The organism is Nonomuraea sp. NPDC049129 (genome assembly GCF_040648495.1).
Taxonomy (GTDB): Bacteria; Actinomycetota; Actinomycetes; order Streptosporangiales; family Streptosporangiaceae; genus Nonomuraea.
In genome coordinates this window covers 145,265-163,356 of sequence record NZ_JBEZDU010000015.1, presented here as the reverse complement: position 1 = coordinate 163,356, position 18,092 = coordinate 145,265, and the positions used below count along the sequence as shown (strand labels likewise).

General features: G+C 70.0%; 17 protein-coding genes. 11 read left to right on the top strand and 6 right to left on the bottom strand.

Annotated elements, in window-relative coordinates; genetic code table 11:
- The first annotated feature begins 238 nt into the window (after nt 1-238).
- From AB0B64_RS38135 to AB0B64_RS38125, 3 genes are all read left to right on the top strand, one after another.
- On the top strand, nt 239-838 hold the full coding sequence (locus tag AB0B64_RS38135; protein ID WP_357956634.1) for a CHRD domain-containing protein: 600 nt from the start codon (nt 239-241) through the stop codon (nt 836-838).
- A 37-nt stretch (nt 839-875) separates the two neighbouring features.
- Nucleotides 876-1,400, top strand: coding sequence for an MEKHLA domain-containing protein (locus AB0B64_RS38130; RefSeq protein WP_358183833.1), 525 nt, complete (start codon nt 876-878; stop codon nt 1,398-1,400).
- Nucleotides 1,401-1,554: 154 nt separating this feature from the next.
- Nucleotides 1,555-1,998: a Clp protease N-terminal domain-containing protein gene (locus AB0B64_RS38125; protein WP_358183830.1), complete on the top strand. Its 444-nt coding sequence runs from the start codon at nt 1,555-1,557 to the stop codon at nt 1,996-1,998.
- On the opposite strand, the gene AB0B64_RS38120 is transcribed toward AB0B64_RS38125, so the two are convergent.
- Genes AB0B64_RS38120 through AB0B64_RS38110 form a run of 3 tightly spaced genes read right to left on the bottom strand, consistent with a single transcriptional unit; the run spans nt 1,991 to nt 5,688 of the window.
- A complete protein-coding gene (locus tag AB0B64_RS38120; RefSeq protein WP_358183827.1) occupies nt 1,991-3,775 on the bottom strand; it encodes a DUF2264 domain-containing protein in 1,785 nt (594 codons plus the stop codon). The genes AB0B64_RS38125 and AB0B64_RS38120 overlap by 8 nt on opposite strands.
- A gap of 26 nt (nt 3,776-3,801) precedes the next feature.
- Nucleotides 3,802-4,884 (bottom strand): LacI family DNA-binding transcriptional regulator, encoded by a 1,083-nt coding sequence (locus AB0B64_RS38115; protein WP_358183824.1) that lies wholly within the window; start codon nt 4,882-4,884, stop codon nt 3,802-3,804.
- Between the two features lie 27 nt (nt 4,885-4,911).
- Nucleotides 4,912-5,688 carry a TIM barrel protein gene (locus AB0B64_RS38110; RefSeq protein ID WP_358183821.1) on the bottom strand — a complete coding sequence of 259 codons (777 nt, stop codon included), beginning with the start codon at nt 5,686-5,688 and terminating at the stop codon, nt 4,912-4,914.
- 192 nt (nt 5,689-5,880) lie between these two features.
- Between AB0B64_RS38110 and AB0B64_RS38105 the strand changes: the two genes are divergently transcribed.
- Genes AB0B64_RS38105 through AB0B64_RS38075 form a run of 7 tightly spaced genes read left to right on the top strand, consistent with a single transcriptional unit; the run spans nt 5,881 to nt 13,456 of the window.
- A complete protein-coding gene (locus AB0B64_RS38105; RefSeq protein WP_358183818.1) occupies nt 5,881-7,335 on the top strand; it encodes an extracellular solute-binding protein in 1,455 nt (484 codons plus the stop codon).
- A gap of 59 nt (nt 7,336-7,394) precedes the next feature.
- A complete protein-coding gene (locus AB0B64_RS38100) occupies nt 7,395-8,363 on the top strand; it encodes a sugar ABC transporter permease (RefSeq protein ID WP_357956622.1) in 969 nt (322 codons plus the stop codon).
- Nucleotides 8,363-9,217: a carbohydrate ABC transporter permease gene (locus tag AB0B64_RS38095; RefSeq protein WP_357956620.1), complete on the top strand. Its 855-nt coding sequence runs from the start codon at nt 8,363-8,365 to the stop codon at nt 9,215-9,217. Before AB0B64_RS38100 ends, AB0B64_RS38095 begins: the two co-directional genes overlap by 1 nt.
- Before the next feature lie 4 nt (nt 9,218-9,221).
- Nucleotides 9,222-10,370 carry a hypothetical protein gene (locus AB0B64_RS38090; RefSeq protein ID WP_358183815.1) on the top strand — a complete coding sequence of 383 codons (1,149 nt, stop codon included), beginning with the start codon at nt 9,222-9,224 and terminating at the stop codon, nt 10,368-10,370.
- Between the two features lie 2 nt (nt 10,371-10,372).
- Nucleotides 10,373-11,359, top strand: a complete 987-nt coding sequence (locus AB0B64_RS38085; RefSeq protein ID WP_357956616.1) for a hydroxyacid dehydrogenase — start codon at nt 10,373-10,375, stop codon at nt 11,357-11,359.
- Nucleotides 11,356-12,324, top strand: a complete 969-nt coding sequence (locus AB0B64_RS38080) for a D-2-hydroxyacid dehydrogenase (protein WP_358183812.1) — start codon at nt 11,356-11,358, stop codon at nt 12,322-12,324. The genes AB0B64_RS38085 and AB0B64_RS38080 overlap by 4 nt, the downstream gene beginning before the upstream one ends.
- Nucleotides 12,325-12,328: 4 nt before the next feature.
- The gene (locus tag AB0B64_RS38075) at nt 12,329-13,456 is read left to right on the top strand and encodes an enolase C-terminal domain-like protein (RefSeq protein ID WP_357956612.1); all 1,128 of its coding nucleotides are present in this window, start codon (nt 12,329-12,331) and stop codon (nt 13,454-13,456) included.
- 21 nt (nt 13,457-13,477) lie between these two features.
- Here AB0B64_RS38075 and AB0B64_RS38070 read toward each other — a convergent pair whose 3' ends face one another.
- Nucleotides 13,478-14,170 (bottom strand): TetR family transcriptional regulator, encoded by a 693-nt coding sequence (locus AB0B64_RS38070; protein ID WP_358183809.1) that lies wholly within the window; start codon nt 14,168-14,170, stop codon nt 13,478-13,480.
- Nucleotides 14,171-14,304: 134 nt separating this feature from the next.
- On the opposite strand from AB0B64_RS38070, the gene AB0B64_RS38065 reads away from it, so the two are divergent.
- Nucleotides 14,305-15,492: a DUF3500 domain-containing protein gene (locus AB0B64_RS38065; RefSeq protein ID WP_357956608.1), complete on the top strand. Its 1,188-nt coding sequence runs from the start codon at nt 14,305-14,307 to the stop codon at nt 15,490-15,492.
- Nucleotides 15,493-16,272: 780 nt separating this feature from the next.
- On the opposite strand, the gene AB0B64_RS38060 is transcribed toward AB0B64_RS38065, so the two are convergent.
- Both AB0B64_RS38060 and AB0B64_RS38055 read right to left on the bottom strand, forming a co-directional pair.
- A complete protein-coding gene (locus tag AB0B64_RS38060) occupies nt 16,273-17,136 on the bottom strand; it encodes a helix-turn-helix domain-containing protein (RefSeq protein ID WP_357956606.1) in 864 nt (287 codons plus the stop codon).
- Between the two features lie 52 nt (nt 17,137-17,188).
- A complete protein-coding gene (locus tag AB0B64_RS38055) occupies nt 17,189-18,016 on the bottom strand; it encodes an alpha/beta hydrolase (protein ID WP_357956604.1) in 828 nt (275 codons plus the stop codon).
- Nucleotides 18,017-18,092 lie beyond the last annotated feature (76 nt).

Sequence of the window (18,092 nt, the reverse complement as noted above, 5' to 3'; positions counted from 1 at the left end):
CGAGCGGCGAATTCAGTAAATATTCACTCGTTATCAAGACGCTTATTGAGGACTCCGGTCGGCGGGCGCGAATTCCACTTTCTGTTCAGTATTCGTCAAGAACGTATCTGCCCTTGTAGAAGCCCTGTGGCATTGCTCACATGCCGAATGTGCATTTTTACGCAGAACGACCACTATCGTCTTTCATATGGTCTGCAGCGATCAAAGAGTCACAACTGCCAGTCAAAAAGGAAAGGCAATGATGAGCACGTTAAAGCAGGCGGGCAACGGACGGATCTCGTGGCGGCGGGTAATTGGTGGCGCGGCGGCGGCCGGCGCGGTCGCGGTCGTGGCCGCCACCGCGGTGACCGCCACGCCCGCGGCCGCCGCACCGGAATGGCGGTTGCCCCACTCCGCCGAGGTGGTCACGGCGCCCGCCGCGCACAGCCGCGCTCCCATGACCAGCGCGTCCAGGAAGTACTACTTCGCCGCCGGGCTCCTCGGAAGGAACGAGGTTCGCGAAGCGGGCAAGAAGGTCAATGACCCGGACGGCGTGGCCGTTGCCAAGTTCCGCATCAACGGAAACCGCTTCTACTACTTCGTCCAGTGGAGGAAGACCGGCAAGCCCACCGCCTTCCACATCCACCGCGGCAAGGCGGGCGTGAACGGTCCCGTCGTCATCGACCTGCTGTCCAGCGGCACCATTCGTGGCAACACCAGCTTCGGCTCCGTTCGCGTCAAGAGCAGCCTGCTCAGGGACATCAAGAAGAACCCGAAGAACTGGTACGCCAACCTGCACACCGCCCAGTTCCCCGACGGCGCGGTCCGTGGCCAGCTCCACAAGGGCGGCCACTGGTAAATAGCCTTCTACGGCCGGGCATTCCACCACCGGTGGAATGCCCGGCCGGGCGCATGTGCCCGGGCACAGCGCGGCGAACGAGAGCGGAAGCAACGATCATGACGGGCGTCCCGACGAGAACGGCTGCTACGTGAATCCCGACTTCTTCGACCTGCTGACGGGCTGCCATCAGCGCCTCGTCGGCACCCCGCTGGCCGGCCCTGAGGCCACGGCGCGCTGGCTCTACGAGGACGCCCCTTTCGGGGTGCTGGCGCACGACGCGGCACACGACCCCCGCTTCACCTACGCGAACCGCACCGCCCAGCGATGCTTCGACTACGACTGGGCGGAGTTCGTCGGCCTGCCCTCCCGGCTCTCGGCGGAGCCGGACCGGCGGGAGGACCGTCAGCGGCTCCTGGACGCCGTGCACCGGACCGGCTTCGCGACCGGCTACCGGGGACAGCGCATCGCCAAGTCCGGCCGCCGGTTCTGGATCGAGGACGTGACGATGTGGAACCTGGTGGACGGCGGCGGCGTGCTCGTGGGCCAGGCGGCGACCTTCCAACGCTGGCGAGACGCCTGACGTCCCTGGGTCGCGTGCCTAGTGGGGCACGAACGTCGAACGGGTCACGATGCCCGCCCTCCGAGATCCGATCATGCGACTGTGACGCACTAGCATGCCCAGGGACAAAACCGGGTGCACCGGCCTGACTAACTGCTTTCCGAGGAGCGGCGGGATGTTTGAGAAGTTCACCGACCGAGCGCGGCGTATCATCGTCCTGTCCCAGGACGAGGCCAGAACGCTCAACCACGACTCCATCGGCACCGAGCACGTGCTTCTCGGTCTGCTCCGTGAAGATGAGGGCGTGGGCGCCCAGGTTCTCAAGGGCTTGGGCCTCAGCCTTGAGGATGTGCGCCGGCAGGTTGAGGAGAGCCGGGGCCGAGGCCAGTCCGCTCCGTCGGGCTACCTTCCGTTCACGCCGGCGGCCAGCCAAGCGCTCCAGGCCGCCAACCAGGAGTCCCTGCACCGCGGCCTTGACTACATCGGCACCGAACACCTCCTGCTCGCACTGACCCACGACCGGGCGAGCGTGGCGGCCCAGGTGCTGGTCAAGCTCGGCGTCGACCTCGACCAGGTCGGGCGGAGCACGGACAAGCTCCTCCAGCAGTACGTCAACTAGGGCCGATCAGCGGCTCGATGGTCTCCCACGCGGGCGCCTGCGGCCACCCGTCCGCCGCGTCCGGGCCCGTGGGCCCCAGGCCGAGCACCGCGCAGGCCAGCAGGTGCTCGCCGGGCGGCAGGTCGCCCCTCAACGTGGGGATCGTGGTGCGCGGCGTGAGCACGTTCGTGCCGGGCAGAGCCGTGACCAGGTCGCCCTCCCGCGCGCCGGTCAGGTCCTCGATCACGCACAGGCCGTGGGGCGCGTCGAGCCGGGCCCGGCCGGAACCGATGTCGACCCGGGTGGGCGGCCGGTCGCGGTCGACCGCGAAGGCGCCCTCGGCCGTGCGCAGCGCCCGCCCGGTCGTGATCCGGTGCACCCGTACGTGCCACGGGGGCAACGCCACGAGCCAGGTCTCGATCTCCACGTCCTCCCACGGCGTCCAGCGGGAGCGCAGCACACCGTCGGCGGCGGAGACCTGGTCCGGCAGCTCGCAGGGCCGCCAGTGCTCGCCGTCCTCGCTGAGCGCCAGCGTGCTGTCGAAGGCGCCCTGCTCCAGCTTCAGCGTCCCGGCCGGCACGCTGAAGCCGAACCGCGTGGAGTAGGCGAACTTGGCGTACTTGGCCGCGCCGTGCCGCGCCCACGGGTTGCGCTGCCCCGCGCTGAGCAGCACCACATGCCGCCCCTCCTCACAGCGCATCAGCGCCACGCCCGCCTCCGGCTGGGTGCTGACCTCGGGCAGCGGGGGAGCGTCGGCCTCCTTGGCGGCCCAGAACGGATGCTCCGCGGGCAGGGCGAGCGGCAGGAACGCCTTCATGGCCCAGTACGGCGAGCCGGGCGCGTTGTACTGCTCGGCCATGTGCGGCTGGGGGTAGCCGTAGCCGATGGTGAGCACTCCCGCGTTGTCGCGGATCGGCCGGCGGTCCCACCAGCGCAGGTTCCGCAGCAGGTGTCCCTTGGTCACCTCCCACGGCAGCGCCTCGACGCCGGCGAAGGCCAGCGCCCCCCAGAACGCCGACTGCGCGAACCGGTAGGTCAGGCTCCTGCCGAACGGGACGGCCACCCCCTCGCTGCTGAACCAGTGCTGGAAGTCCTGGGCGAACGCCGCGGCCCGCTCACGGAAGCGCCCGGCCCGCTCCTGGTCGCGACCGAGCGCGGCGTAGATGAGGCCGTAGTAGTGCATGGCGAACGGGATGTAGTAGTCGCGCTGCCACGTCGGCCCGTCGGAGTACCACCCGCGCCCGAGGTCGAACTCCTCCAGCCGGTCGAGCCTGGCCGTGTTGGCGTCGTGGTCGTGGGAGATCCCGACGCGGTCGAGCCCGAGCCCCACCATGACCGGGAAGAACAGCCAGTTGTTGTTGTTCGGCTCCACGGTGACGGAGTGCCGTAGCCAGGCGGCCACCGTGTCGCGCTGCGGGCCGGTCAGCGGGTCCCAGATCCGCTCGGGGGCCAGGGCGAGCGCCAGGCCGATGGCGGCGGTCTCGACCAGCCGCTGGTTCTTGTCGAAGGCCGCGCCCCAGTAGTCGGGGTGCTCGGGATCGGTCCCGGCGGCGAGCCCGGCACTCCAGAGCTCCCAGTGGTCGAACGCCCCGCCGCCGGCCGCCAGCGGCGCCAGCCCCCACAGCGGGCGTGCAAACGCTTCCAGCTCGGCGGACGCCAAATCGTAGTGCGCCGTGTGGAACCCCAGCCGCAGCCGTCCCCGCCCCGGACTGAATCGCGAAATCAGGGGCGTGACCAGGTCCAATACCTGACGCGCCAACTCGTCTCGATCGCCGCCGGGCAGGTCGTCGGTGTGCACGGGGTCTCTCTTTCGCTGGGAAAGCGCTATCCCGAGCTAGGTTTCCCGCCGCCGCCCTCACTTGTCAACACCCCGTCGCCCTCGCCAGTCAACACCGCGGGAACCCCGGGCGGGGCGGTGCTGTCGCGGACCTGCAGCTCCATCGGCAGCGTCACCGGCGCCCCGTCGTGCCCCTCGGTCATGAGGGCCACCAGCATCTCGGCCGCCTGCCTGCCGAGCTGCCCCTGGGGCACCGACACCGTGGTCAGTCCCGTGTGCGCCACGTGGTCCAGCGCGATGTCGTCGAACCCCACCACCGACAACTCCTCGGGAACCCGCACCCCGAGCTCGCGCATCCGAGTCACCGCCCCCAGGGCCACCAGGTCGTTGTAGGTGGTGAGCGCGGTGGCGCCGGTGCCGGCCACCGCGGCGGCGGCCTCGTACCCGCACCGGCTGGTGGACCCGCACGGCAGGATCGTGACGGACAGGCCGAACGCCTTGGCGGCCTCCAGCGCCCTGATCCGCTCGGAGTTGGCCCAGGACACCTCGGGGCCGCTCAGGTAGGCGACCCGGCGGTGGCCCAGCTGCGCCAGGTGGCCGCAGATCAGCATCATCCCGCCGAAGAAGTCGGCGGAGACGGCGGGCGCGGCCAGGCCGGGGACGATCCGGTTGAGCAGGACGAGCGGGTGGTCCCGGCCGGTCAGGACGGCCAGGTCGGCGCGCTCCATGCGGGAGGAGGCGAGCAGCACCCCGTCGCAGCTGCGCATGAGGTCCTCCACCAGGTCCTGCTCGATCGAGGGGTCGTCGTCCGACTCCATGACCATGACGCGGCGCCCGTGCGAGCGGGCGACGGCCGAGACCGCCTTGAGCACGCCGGGAAAGTAGGGATTGGCCAGGTCGGGGACCAGCACGCCGATGGTGCCCCACTCGCCGCGCGCCAGCCCCTGCGCCGCCGCGTTGGGCCGGTAGCCCAGCTGCGTGACCGCGTCGTGGACCCGCGCCGCCAGAGCGGGATCGACCTTCGTCGTGCCGTTGAGCACACGGGAGACGGTCGAGGCCGACACCCCCGCGGCCGCCCCGACGTCGCTGATCGTCACCCGGCTCCCGCGGCCCTGCCGCAGATTACGCACCCGCTCCTCCTGCCTCCCGTGCGCCCGTCAGCCGAGCAGCCCGCGCAGATGATCCAGATCTCTCCGTACGGCCGCCACCGGGTCGGCCGCCGGGTAGTGGACGTGCAGCGACAGCACCCCGGCGTAGCCGCGTTCGCGCAGCCCGGGGATGATCTCCGCCCAGCGGACCACGCCCCCGTCCGCGAACGGCTGCCAATCGCACGTCCAGCCGTCCGGGCCCGATCGCCAGGCGGCGTTCTTCACTCCCATGCAGGCCATCCGATCGCCCAGCAGTTCGACGTTGAGCGCCCATGCCTCGCTGCCCTCCTTGGCCTGGTTGCCGGGGTCGGCGTAGAAGCGCACGTCATTCAGGTCACCGGCGAGTGCGAGGGCGAGCGCGGCGGATGGATGGATCGTACCGTGATGCAGCTGGACCGCCACCCGCACGCCGTGCCGGGCGGCGAGAGCGGCCAGGCGGGTCAGCGCGGCTCTGGCCTCCTTCAGCTGATGGTGGTAGCCGATGGCGGGGTCGTAGCGGTAGAAGCCCGTCCGTACGAGGGGGACGCCGGCCTCGCCGCAGGCCGCGATGAGCCGTTCGGCGTCGGCGTCGGCGTCGAGGAAGTCGGTGGTGACGACATCGAGGGTGAGCCCGCGGCGCCCGAGTTCGGCGGCGACGACGGCGATGCCGTGCGGGTCGGTGGGGGCGACCGTCTGGCCCTCGCGTACGAGGAGGTCCGCCCCCTCGGCGCCCACCGAGGCGACGGCCTCGGCCAGCTCGGGGGCCTCGATGGAGCCGAAGGGCTTGGTGAAGGCGAGCAGGCGCACACGTACTCCTGAAGTTGAGAAAGCGCTTGTACATCTTGGGTCAGACAGACTTCATCGCTGAGCATCCATCTGAAACCGCTTTCTCACAAGCCTTGAATCGGGGAATGAGGCGGGCTACTCTCGACCCACCCTCGGGTAAGCGCTTACCAGCCGCCCGACCCCCCTCTGACCTCCGCCTCTTTAGGAGGGTCCATGATCCCCCGTCCGCGTTTGACCGCCGTGATGGCGACCGCAGCCATGGCGTCTCTGCTCGTGTCGGCGTGCGGTACCTCGAGCAACCCGAGCGGAGGTGGCTCGCAGACCACGTTGCGGATCTGGGACTTCTCCGCCGAACAGGTGAACTTCCATAAGGACATCGGCGCCCAGTTCACCAAGGAGCATCCCGACATCAAGATCGAGTGGCGCTCGATCACCCAGTCGGAGTACATGAAGACCCTGCCCCTGGCCTTCCAGAGCAACCAGGCGCCGGACATGTTCTACTGGAACGCTCTCGGGCTGTCCCAGCTGACGGACCAGAAGTGGATCCGCCCGCTCAGCCCGAGCGGGACCGTCCCCGCCGACTTCACCAAGCGCTGGCCGGACGGGTCCTTCCTGGAAGGCATCAACATGCAGGACGGGAAGACCTACGGCTTCCCGTTCTCGGAGAACCTGTACTGGGGCTCCGGCTACATGTTCCTCAACAAGAAGGTCTTCCAGGATGCCGGGCTGGACGTCAACAGCCCGCCCAAGACCTGGACCGACCTCAAGAACGCCTGCGCGCAGATCAAGGCCAAGACCAAGGCGCAGTGCATCGCCGCCCCCACCAAGGGCGTGGACATGCAGCGCATCTGGTACGGGCTGATCGGCAGCGTCTCGACGGACGAGTTCTTCGACTACAAGACCGGCAAGTTCGACGTGACCCAGCCCGCGCAGACGAAGACCTTCGCCTTCATCCAGGAGCTCAACAAGGCCGGCTACCTGGCGCCCGGCACCAACGACAAGAACTTCTCCCGCCAGCAGTTCGCCGCCGATCAGGCCGGCATCATGTTCGACGGCACGTGGCTGCCGAGCGTGTGGGCCAGCCAGGGCTTCAGCAGCGACAAGTACGTGGTGGCGCCACGCGTCAACCCGGACGGCGGGCAGACCGGCGCGGCCGGCCGCAAGTACGACAACAACAAGTACTGGGTCAGCTCGCAGACCAAGCATCCCGACGCCATGTGGACGTTCATCCAGTGGATGACCGACCCCAACGGCTACTTCGTCAAGCAGTACTACAAGAGCGCCTTCGGCACGCTCGCCTATGTCGACAACCAGAAGATGGTCACCGACCCGGCGCTCAGGCAGATCATGGAGATCGGCGGAAAGCCGGGCTACCGGGTTCAGCTTCCCGTGCCCCTGCTCAAGTGCCCCGACATCGCCAAGTCCAAGGCGTACGTCAACGCGGTGGCCAAGAGCCCCGACGGGGAGTGGGAGGCCATGGGTGAAGCCCTGACCAGCGGCCAGCCTCTGGAGAGCACGGGCGCAGCCATCGCCGAACAGCGGCAGACCGCTCTGGAGGAAGGGCTCAAGCAGGAGGCGGCCAGCGGGCTGAAGGTGTCGATGGACTGCTACACCTTCCCCGACTGGGAGTACACGAAGGACTACACCTCGGACATGTACCGCAACTGACCGGACTCCTCGTGAGGACATCCATGACAACCACCGCTCCCGCCCCCAGGAGGGAAAGGGTGACGGACAGGGACCGGTCGCCCGCCAAGCGGGTGCCAGAGCGCCCCGATCACTCCCGCGAGCGCGTCCGCGGCCTCGAGAGGGTCTGGCTGCTCGTCTTCCTGGCCCCCTTCCTCCTGCTCTACCTCGGCTTCACCATCTGGCCGCTGATCGCGACGATCTACTACTCCTTCTTCGACTGGTCGGGCGTCGGCCCCATCGACAACTTCGTCGGGGGCGGCAACTACGGCACGATCCTGGCCGACCCGCTGTTCTGGCTCTCGGTGGTCAACACGCTGGTCTTCGCCCTGCTGACGACCGTCATCAAGCTGCCGATCTCGCTGCTGGCGGCGATCCTGCTGACCCGCAAGTGGCTGCGCGGCAAGCGGTTCTTCCGGACCATGTTCTTCGCGCCGCTCATCATCCCCGTCGCCATGGCGGGGCTGGTGTTCACCTACCTGCTCAACCCGTCCAACGGCGCGCTGAACGCGATTCTGCGCGACCTCGGCCTGGTCGACCAGGGATTCGACGTGTTCGCCAACCGGTGGAGCGCGCTGGTCGTGCTCGTGCTCGTCTCCATCTGGCAGATCTTCGGCCAGTACATGATCTACTGGATCGCGGCGCTGCAGAACGTGCCCGAGGAGGTCTATGAGGCGGCCGCCATCGACGGCGCGGGGGAGTGGAAGAAGCTCACCCGCATCACGTTGCCGATGATCAGGCCGGTCGCCGTGATCATCGCCCTGCTCGGCCTGGTGAACGCCATGCACGTCTTCGGGCTGGTCGTCACGCTCACCGCGGGCGGGCCCGGCACCAGCACCTACGTGGTGTCCTACTTCATCTACCAGAACGCCTTCGGCTCGGTGCCGTTCGCCTACGGCTACGCCTCGGCCGCGGCGCTGCTGTTCTCCGTCATCGCCTTCGTCCTGGTCTCCGCCCAGGGCCTGGCGGTCCGCCGGGCTCAGCGGCTCAGGAAGGAGTACGGCGTCTGATGGCAGCGACCACTCGTGCGGCCCGGCGTAGCCACGCCGTGCGGGCCAATCTCATCGCCCTGCCGATCCTGCTGGTCGTCGGGCTCGTGTGGGTCTATCCCTTCCTGTGGACGATCTCGGCCGCGTTCAAGACCCAGGCGGGGATGTTCACCAGCGGCGCGAGCCTCCTGCCCGACCAGCTGAACTTCGACAACTTCGTCCGGGCCTGGGTGAACGCCGGGTTCTCCGGATACTTCTTCAACACGGTGCTCTATTCGGTCGCCTCGACCCTGGTCGAGCTGGTCAAGGCGGCCCTGTGCGGCTATGTGCTGGCCAGGTACGAGTTCCCCGGCCGGACCCTGCTCTACCGGATGATCGTGGGGACCCTGTTCATCCCGGTCGCCTCGATCATCGTGCCGCAGTTCGTGCTGATCGAGAACCTCGGCCTGCTGAACACCCGGGCCGGGGTCATCCTGGCCATGTCCGGCGGCGCCGGCGCGCTCTACGTCCTGCTGTTCGTCGGGTTCTTCTCCAGCGTCCCGACCGACCTGTTCGAGGCGGCCAAGCTCGACGGGGCCGGTTTCCTCAAGACCTTCCGCCTCATCCTGCCGCTGGCCAAGCCGGTCATCGCGGTGGTGGTCATCTTCCAGTTCATCAGCAGCTGGAACGAGTTCAACATCCCGCTGGTGTTCACGCTCGGCCAGCCCGAGCTGCAGAACCTCGCCGTCGGGATGCTGTCCTTCCAGGGCGAGCACGCGACGGACTGGACCGGGTTCGCCGCCGGGATGACGATCTCGTTCCTGCCGATGCTGATGATCTTCCTGTTCTTCCAGAGCTACTTCACGCGCGGCCTGGCCGGCGCCACGAAAGGATGAACGCGTGAGGCATGGGGCGTTCGCCTACACCTGGGACGTCGTGGGCGACCCCGCGGCGGCCGAGCGCATCGCCGGGCTGGGCGTGAGCACGGTGACCCTGCAGGCCGCCTATCACTCGGTCCGGGGCGTCACCCCGTGGCATCCGCGTCACCGGATCGTGCAGGCCGACCACGCGGCGGCCTACTTCCGGCTGCGCCCCGAGCGCTGGCGCGGGCGGCTGCGGCCGTACCCGCCGAGCTGGGGAGTGGCCGACGAGGACCGGTTCGGCACGGCGCTGGCCTCGCTGGCCGGGGCGGGGCTGCGGGCGGAGGCCTGGCTGGTGCTCACGCACTCCTCGGTGCTGGGCCGCGAAGCGCCCGACCTGACGGTGACGAACGCCTACGGCGAGTCCTACCCCTACGCGCTCTGTCCTGCTCAGCCCGCCGTCCACGAGTACGCGCTCACTCTCGTAGGCGAGGTGTGCGAGCAGTACGACGTGCCCGCGCTGATGCTGGAGGCGTGCGGCTGGCTGGGCATGGAGCACGCCGGTCACCACGAGAAGACCTCCGGCGCCGGCCTGTCCGCCTGCGGCAAGGCGCTGCTGTCCCTCTGCCTGTGCCCGGCCTGCCGGGCCGGGCTGGCCGGGCGCGGCCTCGACGTCGAGGAGCTGGCGCGTGACGTGCGCGCCGCCGTGGACGGGGAGCTGCAGTGGGGCGTCCCGGCCGGGACGAGCCTGGAGGAAGTACTCGGCTCCGAGCGTGCCCGGGCGGTGTACGGTCACCGCGGGCAGGTCATCGCCGGCCTGGTCCGGGAGGTGGCGGCGCTGGCCGGCGGGCGTGAGGTGCTGCTCATGGCCACCGACGACCCGCAGGTCACCGGCCCCGACGTGGGGATCGACCTGGCCACCTTCGACGCGCCGGTCGACGCGTACGTGCTCAAGTGCTGGGGCCAGGAGGAGGCCGCCCTGGCCCAGATGAAGGCCGCGGCGAGCCGTACCGAGGTCCCGCTCGTCGCCAACCTGACCGTGCTGGAGGACGGGCACGCCCGGATCCCGGCTTTGGCCGCCGACCTCGTCGCCGGGGGCGCGCGGCAACTGCGTTACTACCACGCCGGGCTAGGCTCACCCGCCCGCCTGGCAAGTTTGCGGGCGGCGGCTCGCTTGAAGGAGAGTTGATAATGCTGAACGGCCTGTATGTGATGGACCCGAACCGCTTCGACGACGTCTACGGCCCGGATGCCCGGGCCGCGCTTGAGCGGCATTTGGCCATCGACTCGCCCTTGCTCACCGCCGACCGGCTCACTCCCGACGTGCTCGGCGGCCTTGAGGTCCTGGTGACCGGGTGGGGCGCGCCCAAGCTGGACGCCGAGTTTCTCGCCGCCGCACCCAAACTCTCGCTGGTGCTGTACGGCGCGGGCTCCATCCGCTCGATGGTGACCCCGGAGATGTGGGCCAGGGGAGTGCGGGTCACCACGGCGGCCACGGCCAACGCCGAGCCGGTCGCCGAGTTCGCGTTGTCGCAGATCCTGTACGCGCTCAAGCACGGCTGGCGCTACGTGCTGAACGCGCGCGCCGCCGCCGCCACCGCCCCGCGCGGACCCGAGCTGGGAGCCTACGGCGCGACGGTCGGGCTGGTCTCGCTCGGCGCCACGGGCCGGGCCACGGCACGGCTGCTCGCCCACCACAAGCTCGACGTGCAGGCCCACGACCCGTACGCCGACCCGGCCGAGGCAGAGCGGCTCGGGGTGCGCCTCGTCGGCCTCGAGGAGCTGTTCGCCACCTCCGACGTGGTCAGCCTGCACGCCCCGCTCACCCCCGAGACGAACGGCATGATCGGCGCCGCGCTGCTGGAGTCGATGAAGCACGACGCCACCCTGATCAACTCGGCGCGCGGCCAGCTGGTCGACGAGGCCGCGCTCGTGGACGTGCTGAGCCGGCGGACCGACCTGTTCGCCGTCCTCGACGTCACCCACCCGGAACCGCCCGTCGCCGGGTCGCCGCTGTTCACGATGCCGAACATCGTCGTCACCCCGCACGTGGCCGGCAGCCTGGGCCACGAGCGGCGCCGCCACGGCGAGGCGATGGCCGAGGAGCTCGTCCGCTACCTCGCGGGGGAACCGCTGCGGTACGAGATCACCGAGTCCGGCCTCGCGAGAAGGGCGTGAGCACCACCCTGGTGCTGTTGCCGCCGCACGATCCGGCCACCGCGGGCTGGCGGGCCCGGCTGGAGCAGGCGGTGCCGGAGCTCGTCGTCCTCCGGCCGGAGACCCCGGCGGAGGCGGCCGAGGCGCTGGCGGAGGCCGACGCCGCCTACGGCACGCTGCCCGCGGACCTGCTCGCGCACGCCGGGCGGTTGCGCTGGCTGCAGGCTCCGCAGGCCGGGCCGCCTCCGGCGTTCTACCATCCGGCCCTGGTCGCGCACCCCGTACAGGTCACCAACATGCGCGACACCTACACCGACCACGTGGCCGCGCACACGCTGGCGCTCGTGCTCGCGCTGGCCAGGGACCTGCCCAGGTACGCCCGCGAACAGGCCCGCGCGCGCTGGGCGCCCGACTGGGACCCCGGCGCCGTGCTGCCGCTGAGCGAGGCCACGGCCCTGGTCGTGGGGGTGGGCGCGGTCGGGGCCGAGGTCGGCAGGCTGCTGGCGGCGTTCGGCACCAGGGTCGTGGGCACGGACGCCCGGCGCGGCGGCCCCGTGCCGGGCTTCGCCGAGGTGCTGCCGCCGGACGCCCTCGACCGGCTGCTTCCCGAGGCGGACCTGGTCATCCTGACGATCCCGCACACTCCCGCCACCGAGGGCCTGCTGGACGCGCGCCGGCTGGCGCTGGCCAAGCAGGGGGCGTACGTGGTCAACGTCGGCCGCGGCCCCATCGTCCGGCTCGACGACCTGGCCGCCGCCCTGTCCTCGGGCCACCTGGCCGGCGCCGCCCTGGACGTCTTCGAGACCGAGCCGCTCCCCGCCGACCACCCGCTCTGGCGGCGTCCCGACGTGCTCATCACCCCGCACGTCGCGGGCGTGGGACCGCACGCCTCGGAGCGGTGCTTCGCCGTCCTGCTGGAGAACGCCCGCCGCTTCGTGGCCGGGCGCGAACTGATCAATGTGGTGGACAAGTCGGAATGGTACTGATCACGTGAACCAGATAGCACGCGTCGAGACCTTCACCGTGGCCCTGCCCTCGCTGCGCGACTTCGCGGTGGCGGGCGGGTCCGTGGTCCAGAGCGGCCGTCCCGCCATCAGGGTCCTGGTGAAGGTCACGGCCGACGACGGCGCCATCGGGTGGGGTGAGTCCACCCCGATTCCCTCATGGACGTACGAGACCACCGAATCCATCGTCTCCACCATCGAGGGCTACCTGGCCCCGGCCGCCGTCGGCCGCCCGCTGTGGGACCTCGACGGGCTCTGCCGTACCTTCGACCGGACCATCAGCAAGGGATTCTCGATCGGCATGCCGCTGGCGCGCGCGGCGGTGGACGTGGCCTGCCATGACGCCTACGCCCGCAGCCTGGGCGTGTCCCTCGGCGAGCTGTGGGGCCGGCGCAGGCGCGACACCATCGAGCTGGCCTGGATCGTGTCGGGTGAGTCGGCGTCCGAGGCCGCGGACTCGGTGGCCGAGGGCCGCGCCCACGGTTACCGCCACGTCAAGGTCAAGCTCGGCCTGCACACCGAGGACGAGGACGTGGCCATCGTGACCGCCGTACGCGCGGCCGCGCCCGACGCCGTGCTCTGGGTGGACGCCAACCAGGGCTACACGGCCGCCGCCGCGCTCCGGGTGGCCAGGCGCCTGACCGATCTGAACGTCGCCGTCTTCGAGCAGCCGGTGCCCTCCAACGACCTCGCCGGCCTGCGCCGCCTGCGTGACGCCAGCCCCATCCCGGTGGCCGTGGACGAGAGCCTGCGCCACCCGAGCGACCTGGCGACCTTCGTCCGGCTCGACGCCATCGACGTCGCCGTCGCCAAGGTGCAGCGCTGCGGCGGGCTGACCCTGGCCCTGCGCCAGTGCCAGCTCGCCGAGGACAGTGGCCTGGCCGTCATGGGCTCCGGCCTCACCGAGTCCGACATCGGGCTGGCCGCCTCGCTGCACCTGTTCGCCGCGTTCGGCGTGGACACGCCCGTCGACCTCAACGGCCGCCAGTTCATCACCAGCCCGTACGCCACGGACCCGGTCATCACCGTCACCGACGGCGTCGCCCACGTGCCCACCGGCCCCGGCCTGGGGATCGGCGTGGACGAGGAGGTGGTCCGCTCGCTCGCGGTCTGACAGGTGAGCCTCGCGGCGGGCTCAGCTGAGGGGGCCCGCTCCCAGGGGCAGGTCTTCTCCGCGGGCGAGCAGGCCGGAGATGGTCACTTCCAGCGCTTGGCGTACGAGGTCGGTGAAGTCGGCTTGCATGGGGGCCAGCGCCGGGTCGGAGGCGTAGGCGGCCAGTAGTGCCTCTGTGGGTTGACTGTACGGCCAGGCGGCGCTGACCGTCAGTGTGGCCAGTCCGACGAGCCGGAAGGCGTCCTGTGTGCCGAGTTCGGGCAGGTAGCGGAGAAATAGCCGGACCAGGCTTTGGAAGGCGCGCAGGGTGGCGTTCTTGTGCCGGATGGCGACTTCGGTGGACACGTTGTGTTCCAGCACCGCGGCTTGCGTGCTGATCAGGTCGCACAGCACCGGCCGCCGGGTGATCGACTTGGCCAGGATGGCGGCCAGCTGGTCTCCGCGTTGCCGTGGTGTGCCGTCGGTGGGTTCGAGTGACTGCTCCAGTTCGGCGATCCAGTTGTGGATCTCGGTGTCCAGGAGCTGGAGCAGGACCGCCTCGCGGGATTCGAAGTAGCGCAGCACGTTGGGCTTGGCCAGGCCGGCGCGGCGGCTGAGTTCGTTCAGGCTCAGTTTCGCGACCGGCATCTCGATCAGCATCGCGGCGGCGGTGTCGAGTATCTGCCGCCGTCGTTCGCCGCGTTGCTCGTCGTTGCGGGCGCGCTTGAAGGTCACGGCCACATCCTACATACCGGCGGTCTTTTGCTAGGTTGCCGATGGTTGGAAGGTTATGCTCGATGTCGCGGAACCGGACGTATCGCCGCATGACTCCCGAAAGGGACCATTTCGAGAGGGATGAGGTGGGTCTGGTGGGCGAGAAGGTCACCGATCGCGTTGATGGTGGGGGAACGGCGGGTCCGGACGACGCGGAGCGGACGCTCGTGGACGACATGGTCCGCGTCGCGACCGAATTCCTCGACTCGCTCCCGGAAGCGCTGTACGCCCGAGCGGCGCTGATCCCTTTCGGCGACCCGGCCGTCGAGGCCGAGCGGGTCCGGTGGTTCTACACCCCCACCGACCACGGCGGGGTGCCGCTCGGCGAACTCTCGCCCCGGCAGCAGGGCCTCGCCATGCGGCTCCTGGCCAGCGGCCTGACGCGCCCCGCGTACGCCACCGCCTGCGTCATCATGGGGCTGGAGAACGTCCTCGACGAACTCGAGGGGTGGGGCGTCGACTGGGGCCGGGAGCGTACCCGCGACCCGGGGCTGTACTGGGTGCGTGTCTTCGGCCGTCCCGGTGACCCCCTGTGGGGGTGGCGTGTCGGCGGCCACCATGTGTCGGTGAACCTGCTGATTCACGAGGGACGGATCGCGGCGTCGACACCGTCCTTCCTGGGCGCAAACCCTGCGACATCGCCGCTGCTCGCCGGAACGCTGCGCCCGCTCGGCGGGGCCGAGGACCTGGCTCGCTCCGTGATGGGCTCGCTTGGAAGGCAGGATCAGGCGCGGGCGCTGCTGCACCCCCGCGCGATCTCCGACATCGTCTCGGGCAACCGCGCCCGCGTACGCCCCGGAGACCGCATGATGCACCTTCAGGACCTGTTCCGCGGACCGCTGCCCACGCCGGAGCTGTCCGCGCTGGCCCACCGGCTCGACGAAGCCGCCGAGCGCGACTCCGGCTACACCGAGCAGGACCACGAGACGATGGCGCTCACCCATGACCCCCAAGGGGTCCCCGCCCACGAGATGACGGGGGAGCAGCGCGGGTTGCTCCGCGAGTTGCTGGCGGCCTACACCGACCGCTCTCCGGCACCGGTCGCCGACGCCTACCGCCGCCACTATCTCGTCGAGCACAACCTCGACCGCGTACATTTCGGCTGGGCCGGCAGCGTCTCGCCGGGCGAGCCCCACTACTACCGGCTCACCGGCCCGCGCCTGCTCATCGAGTACGACAACACCCAGCGCGCCGCCAACCACGCGCACTCCGTGTGGCGGGACCCGGACGGGGACTTCGGGATGGACCTGCTCGCCACGCACCGGACCGATATCCCGCACTGACCGCCCGCCGCTAGCCGGCATCCCCCTTCCCGGCTCCCAGAGCCATATCGCGGTGGTGCGCGTCACCGATTCGGACGCGGTCCAGGCCTTCCACTCCCGAACGCGTCCCCAGCCGCCAGGTAGCCGAGTGATCGATCGCAATTGCGGTTCATGATCGTTTCGGAGCGGTGACTGTGGCTGGGTGGGGTTTCTGCTTGATCGTGTTCGGGTCGGAGACGGCCGGGCGGAGGGCGGGGTCGGATCCACTCGACGGGGGTGGGAGTCGGCGACCCATATGGAGTTGGTCCGCAGGCGGTGTCTTGCGCCAGGGCTCGGATCGCTCGTTTGAGGAGTGCCCTGTGCGGGCGTTTGTCGTAGCCGGATTGGCCTGTCAGGTAACAGCGCACATAAGCCCAAAACCCACATTGGGATGATCTTGAAAGGGTCGCGACGGTGAAGAGCTGACCGGCCAGCGACGCAGCCCCCGCCGGGGGTGGAATGGCTGGAGCGAGCCCTGCGAACCGCTCCGCGGCACCCTGAGCGAGGAGTCGTTTCAGCGCCTGATCTCGGCCCTGACCGTCGTGGTCGGCTGGGAGGCGCAGATCGCCCTGCGTGACGTCCGCGGCCTGGGCCCCCAGGCCGAACAGGGGGCCATCATCTGGGGCCGCACGCAGCCTGGTCACAGCAGCGATCAAGGACCACGAAGCGACGCTGCTGTCAGGGTGAATCGCGGAGATCGAGCGGAAGAGCCGGGAGTTCTGGTTGGTGGGCATGGGGTTGATGATGGCCGGTGTGGGAGGGTCATTCCGCGGTGGGAGCTTTGCGCGTGTGGCTCATCGCAGGAAGGCGTGCTGCGCCGGCGGGCGATGAAGCCGGCCATGCGACGTCGTCCACCGCGAGCCACGGCGCGACCGCCAGGGCCGTGGGCGTGAGCCCGGCGAACGTCGCGACCTCGCGGTGAAGGTGGGACTGGTCGACGTAGCCGTTCTCGGCGGCTACGCGGGCGGCGGCGTGACCCGCCGCGAGAAGGTGGGCGGCGTGGTCGAAGCGCACCAGTCGGGCGGCGCGTTTAGGGGTGATGCCGAGCTGGGACCGGAAGCGGGACCACAGGCGCTTGCGGCTCCAGCCGACCTCGTCCGCCAGGCCGTCGACCCGCACCCGGCCCCGGCTGGACAGCGTCCGCCGCCAGGTGTGGGCGACCTGGGGGTCGACCGGCGGGTGGTCGCCCAGCCGCCGACCTAGGATGTCCACCGCTATCGTGAAGCGTTCGTCCCACGACGTGGCGGTGCGCAGCCTGTCCTCGGCTTGCCCGGCGTCGCGGCCCCAGACGTCCTCAAGGGCTGCCACCGTCCCGCTGAGCTCGGCCGATGCGCCGCCCAGCAACGCAGCCGCCGCGACCGGATCCAGCCGGATCTGGAGCAACTGTCCGGCTCCCCGGCCAGTTGCCTGGAGATCGCCGGGGAGTAGCCCGGCGACGACGCTGCCGCGCTCGTGCCGGCCAGGGGCTTCGTAGACGACACCTTCTCCCTCGCCCAGATCGACGAACAGGGTGACGGACGGGTAGGCGATCATGGAGATGTCCACCGAGGCCGGGGCACGATGGCAGAACCCGGCCATGCTGACCCCCGGCAGCCGAACCGACGGGCGTGGGACTGCGATGTCCACCCATGTCTGGTCAGATGGCATTCCGGCAGGCAACACATGGCCAGTCTAGGCATCAGGGATCACGGGTCGTCGTCGACCCCGCCGCCGTGAAGTCCAGCAGCAGTTTGCCGATCGTCTCGGGTGCTTCCAGCATGGGTAGGTGCCCGACACCGGGTAGCAGCTCGACCCGCGCGCCCGGCACCGCGTCGTATCGGTGCGCCGACGACGGCTCCCAACGGGGGTCGGCAGCACCGAAGATCACCTGCACGGGGACCCCGAGGGCGGCGAGCCGCTCGGGCACGCTCCGTTCGGCGATGTAGGCGGTGTTCTGGCGCAGCACCGTCCTCATCACGCGGTAGGTGATGCCCCGTACGTCGGCGACCACGTCGTCCGGGAGGTCCACGGGGCGAACGGCCGTCGCGCTGATCCCCTTGCGGATCATCGCGTCCGAACGCCTCGGCCACAGGAGCGGGCCCAGCGGCGGGGCCAGCAGCACCCGAAGGATGAACGGCTGCCGGAGGAGCGCATCCGGACTCGGGCCGCTACTGATCAACGCAAGCGAACCCACGAGGTCGGGACGTTGCTCGGCCAGCGCGGTGGCGACGTAGCCGCCGCTGGAGTGCCCGGCCACGGCGACGTGACGAAGGCCGAGGTCGTCCAGCAGCGCCGCCACCTGACCCGCCTGCGCGGGCACGTCATACGACGGCGCGGGCGGGGAGTGGCCGCAACCCGGGAGGTCGACCCGGATGACGTGATGGTGACCGGCCAGCGCCGGGACCACCGGACCCCAGAAACCGCCCGAGGCCCCCGACCCGTGGATGAGCAACAACGGTGGCGCCTGCCGCGGGCCGTCATGGACCACGTGCATCCCATGCGAACGTTCAATGTCGTATTCACTCATGCGAAGACTATGCACGCGCGGCCCGCCGCCAGTCTTGGACAAATGTTCCCGCGCAGTCGAAGACCGGCGGCCATCA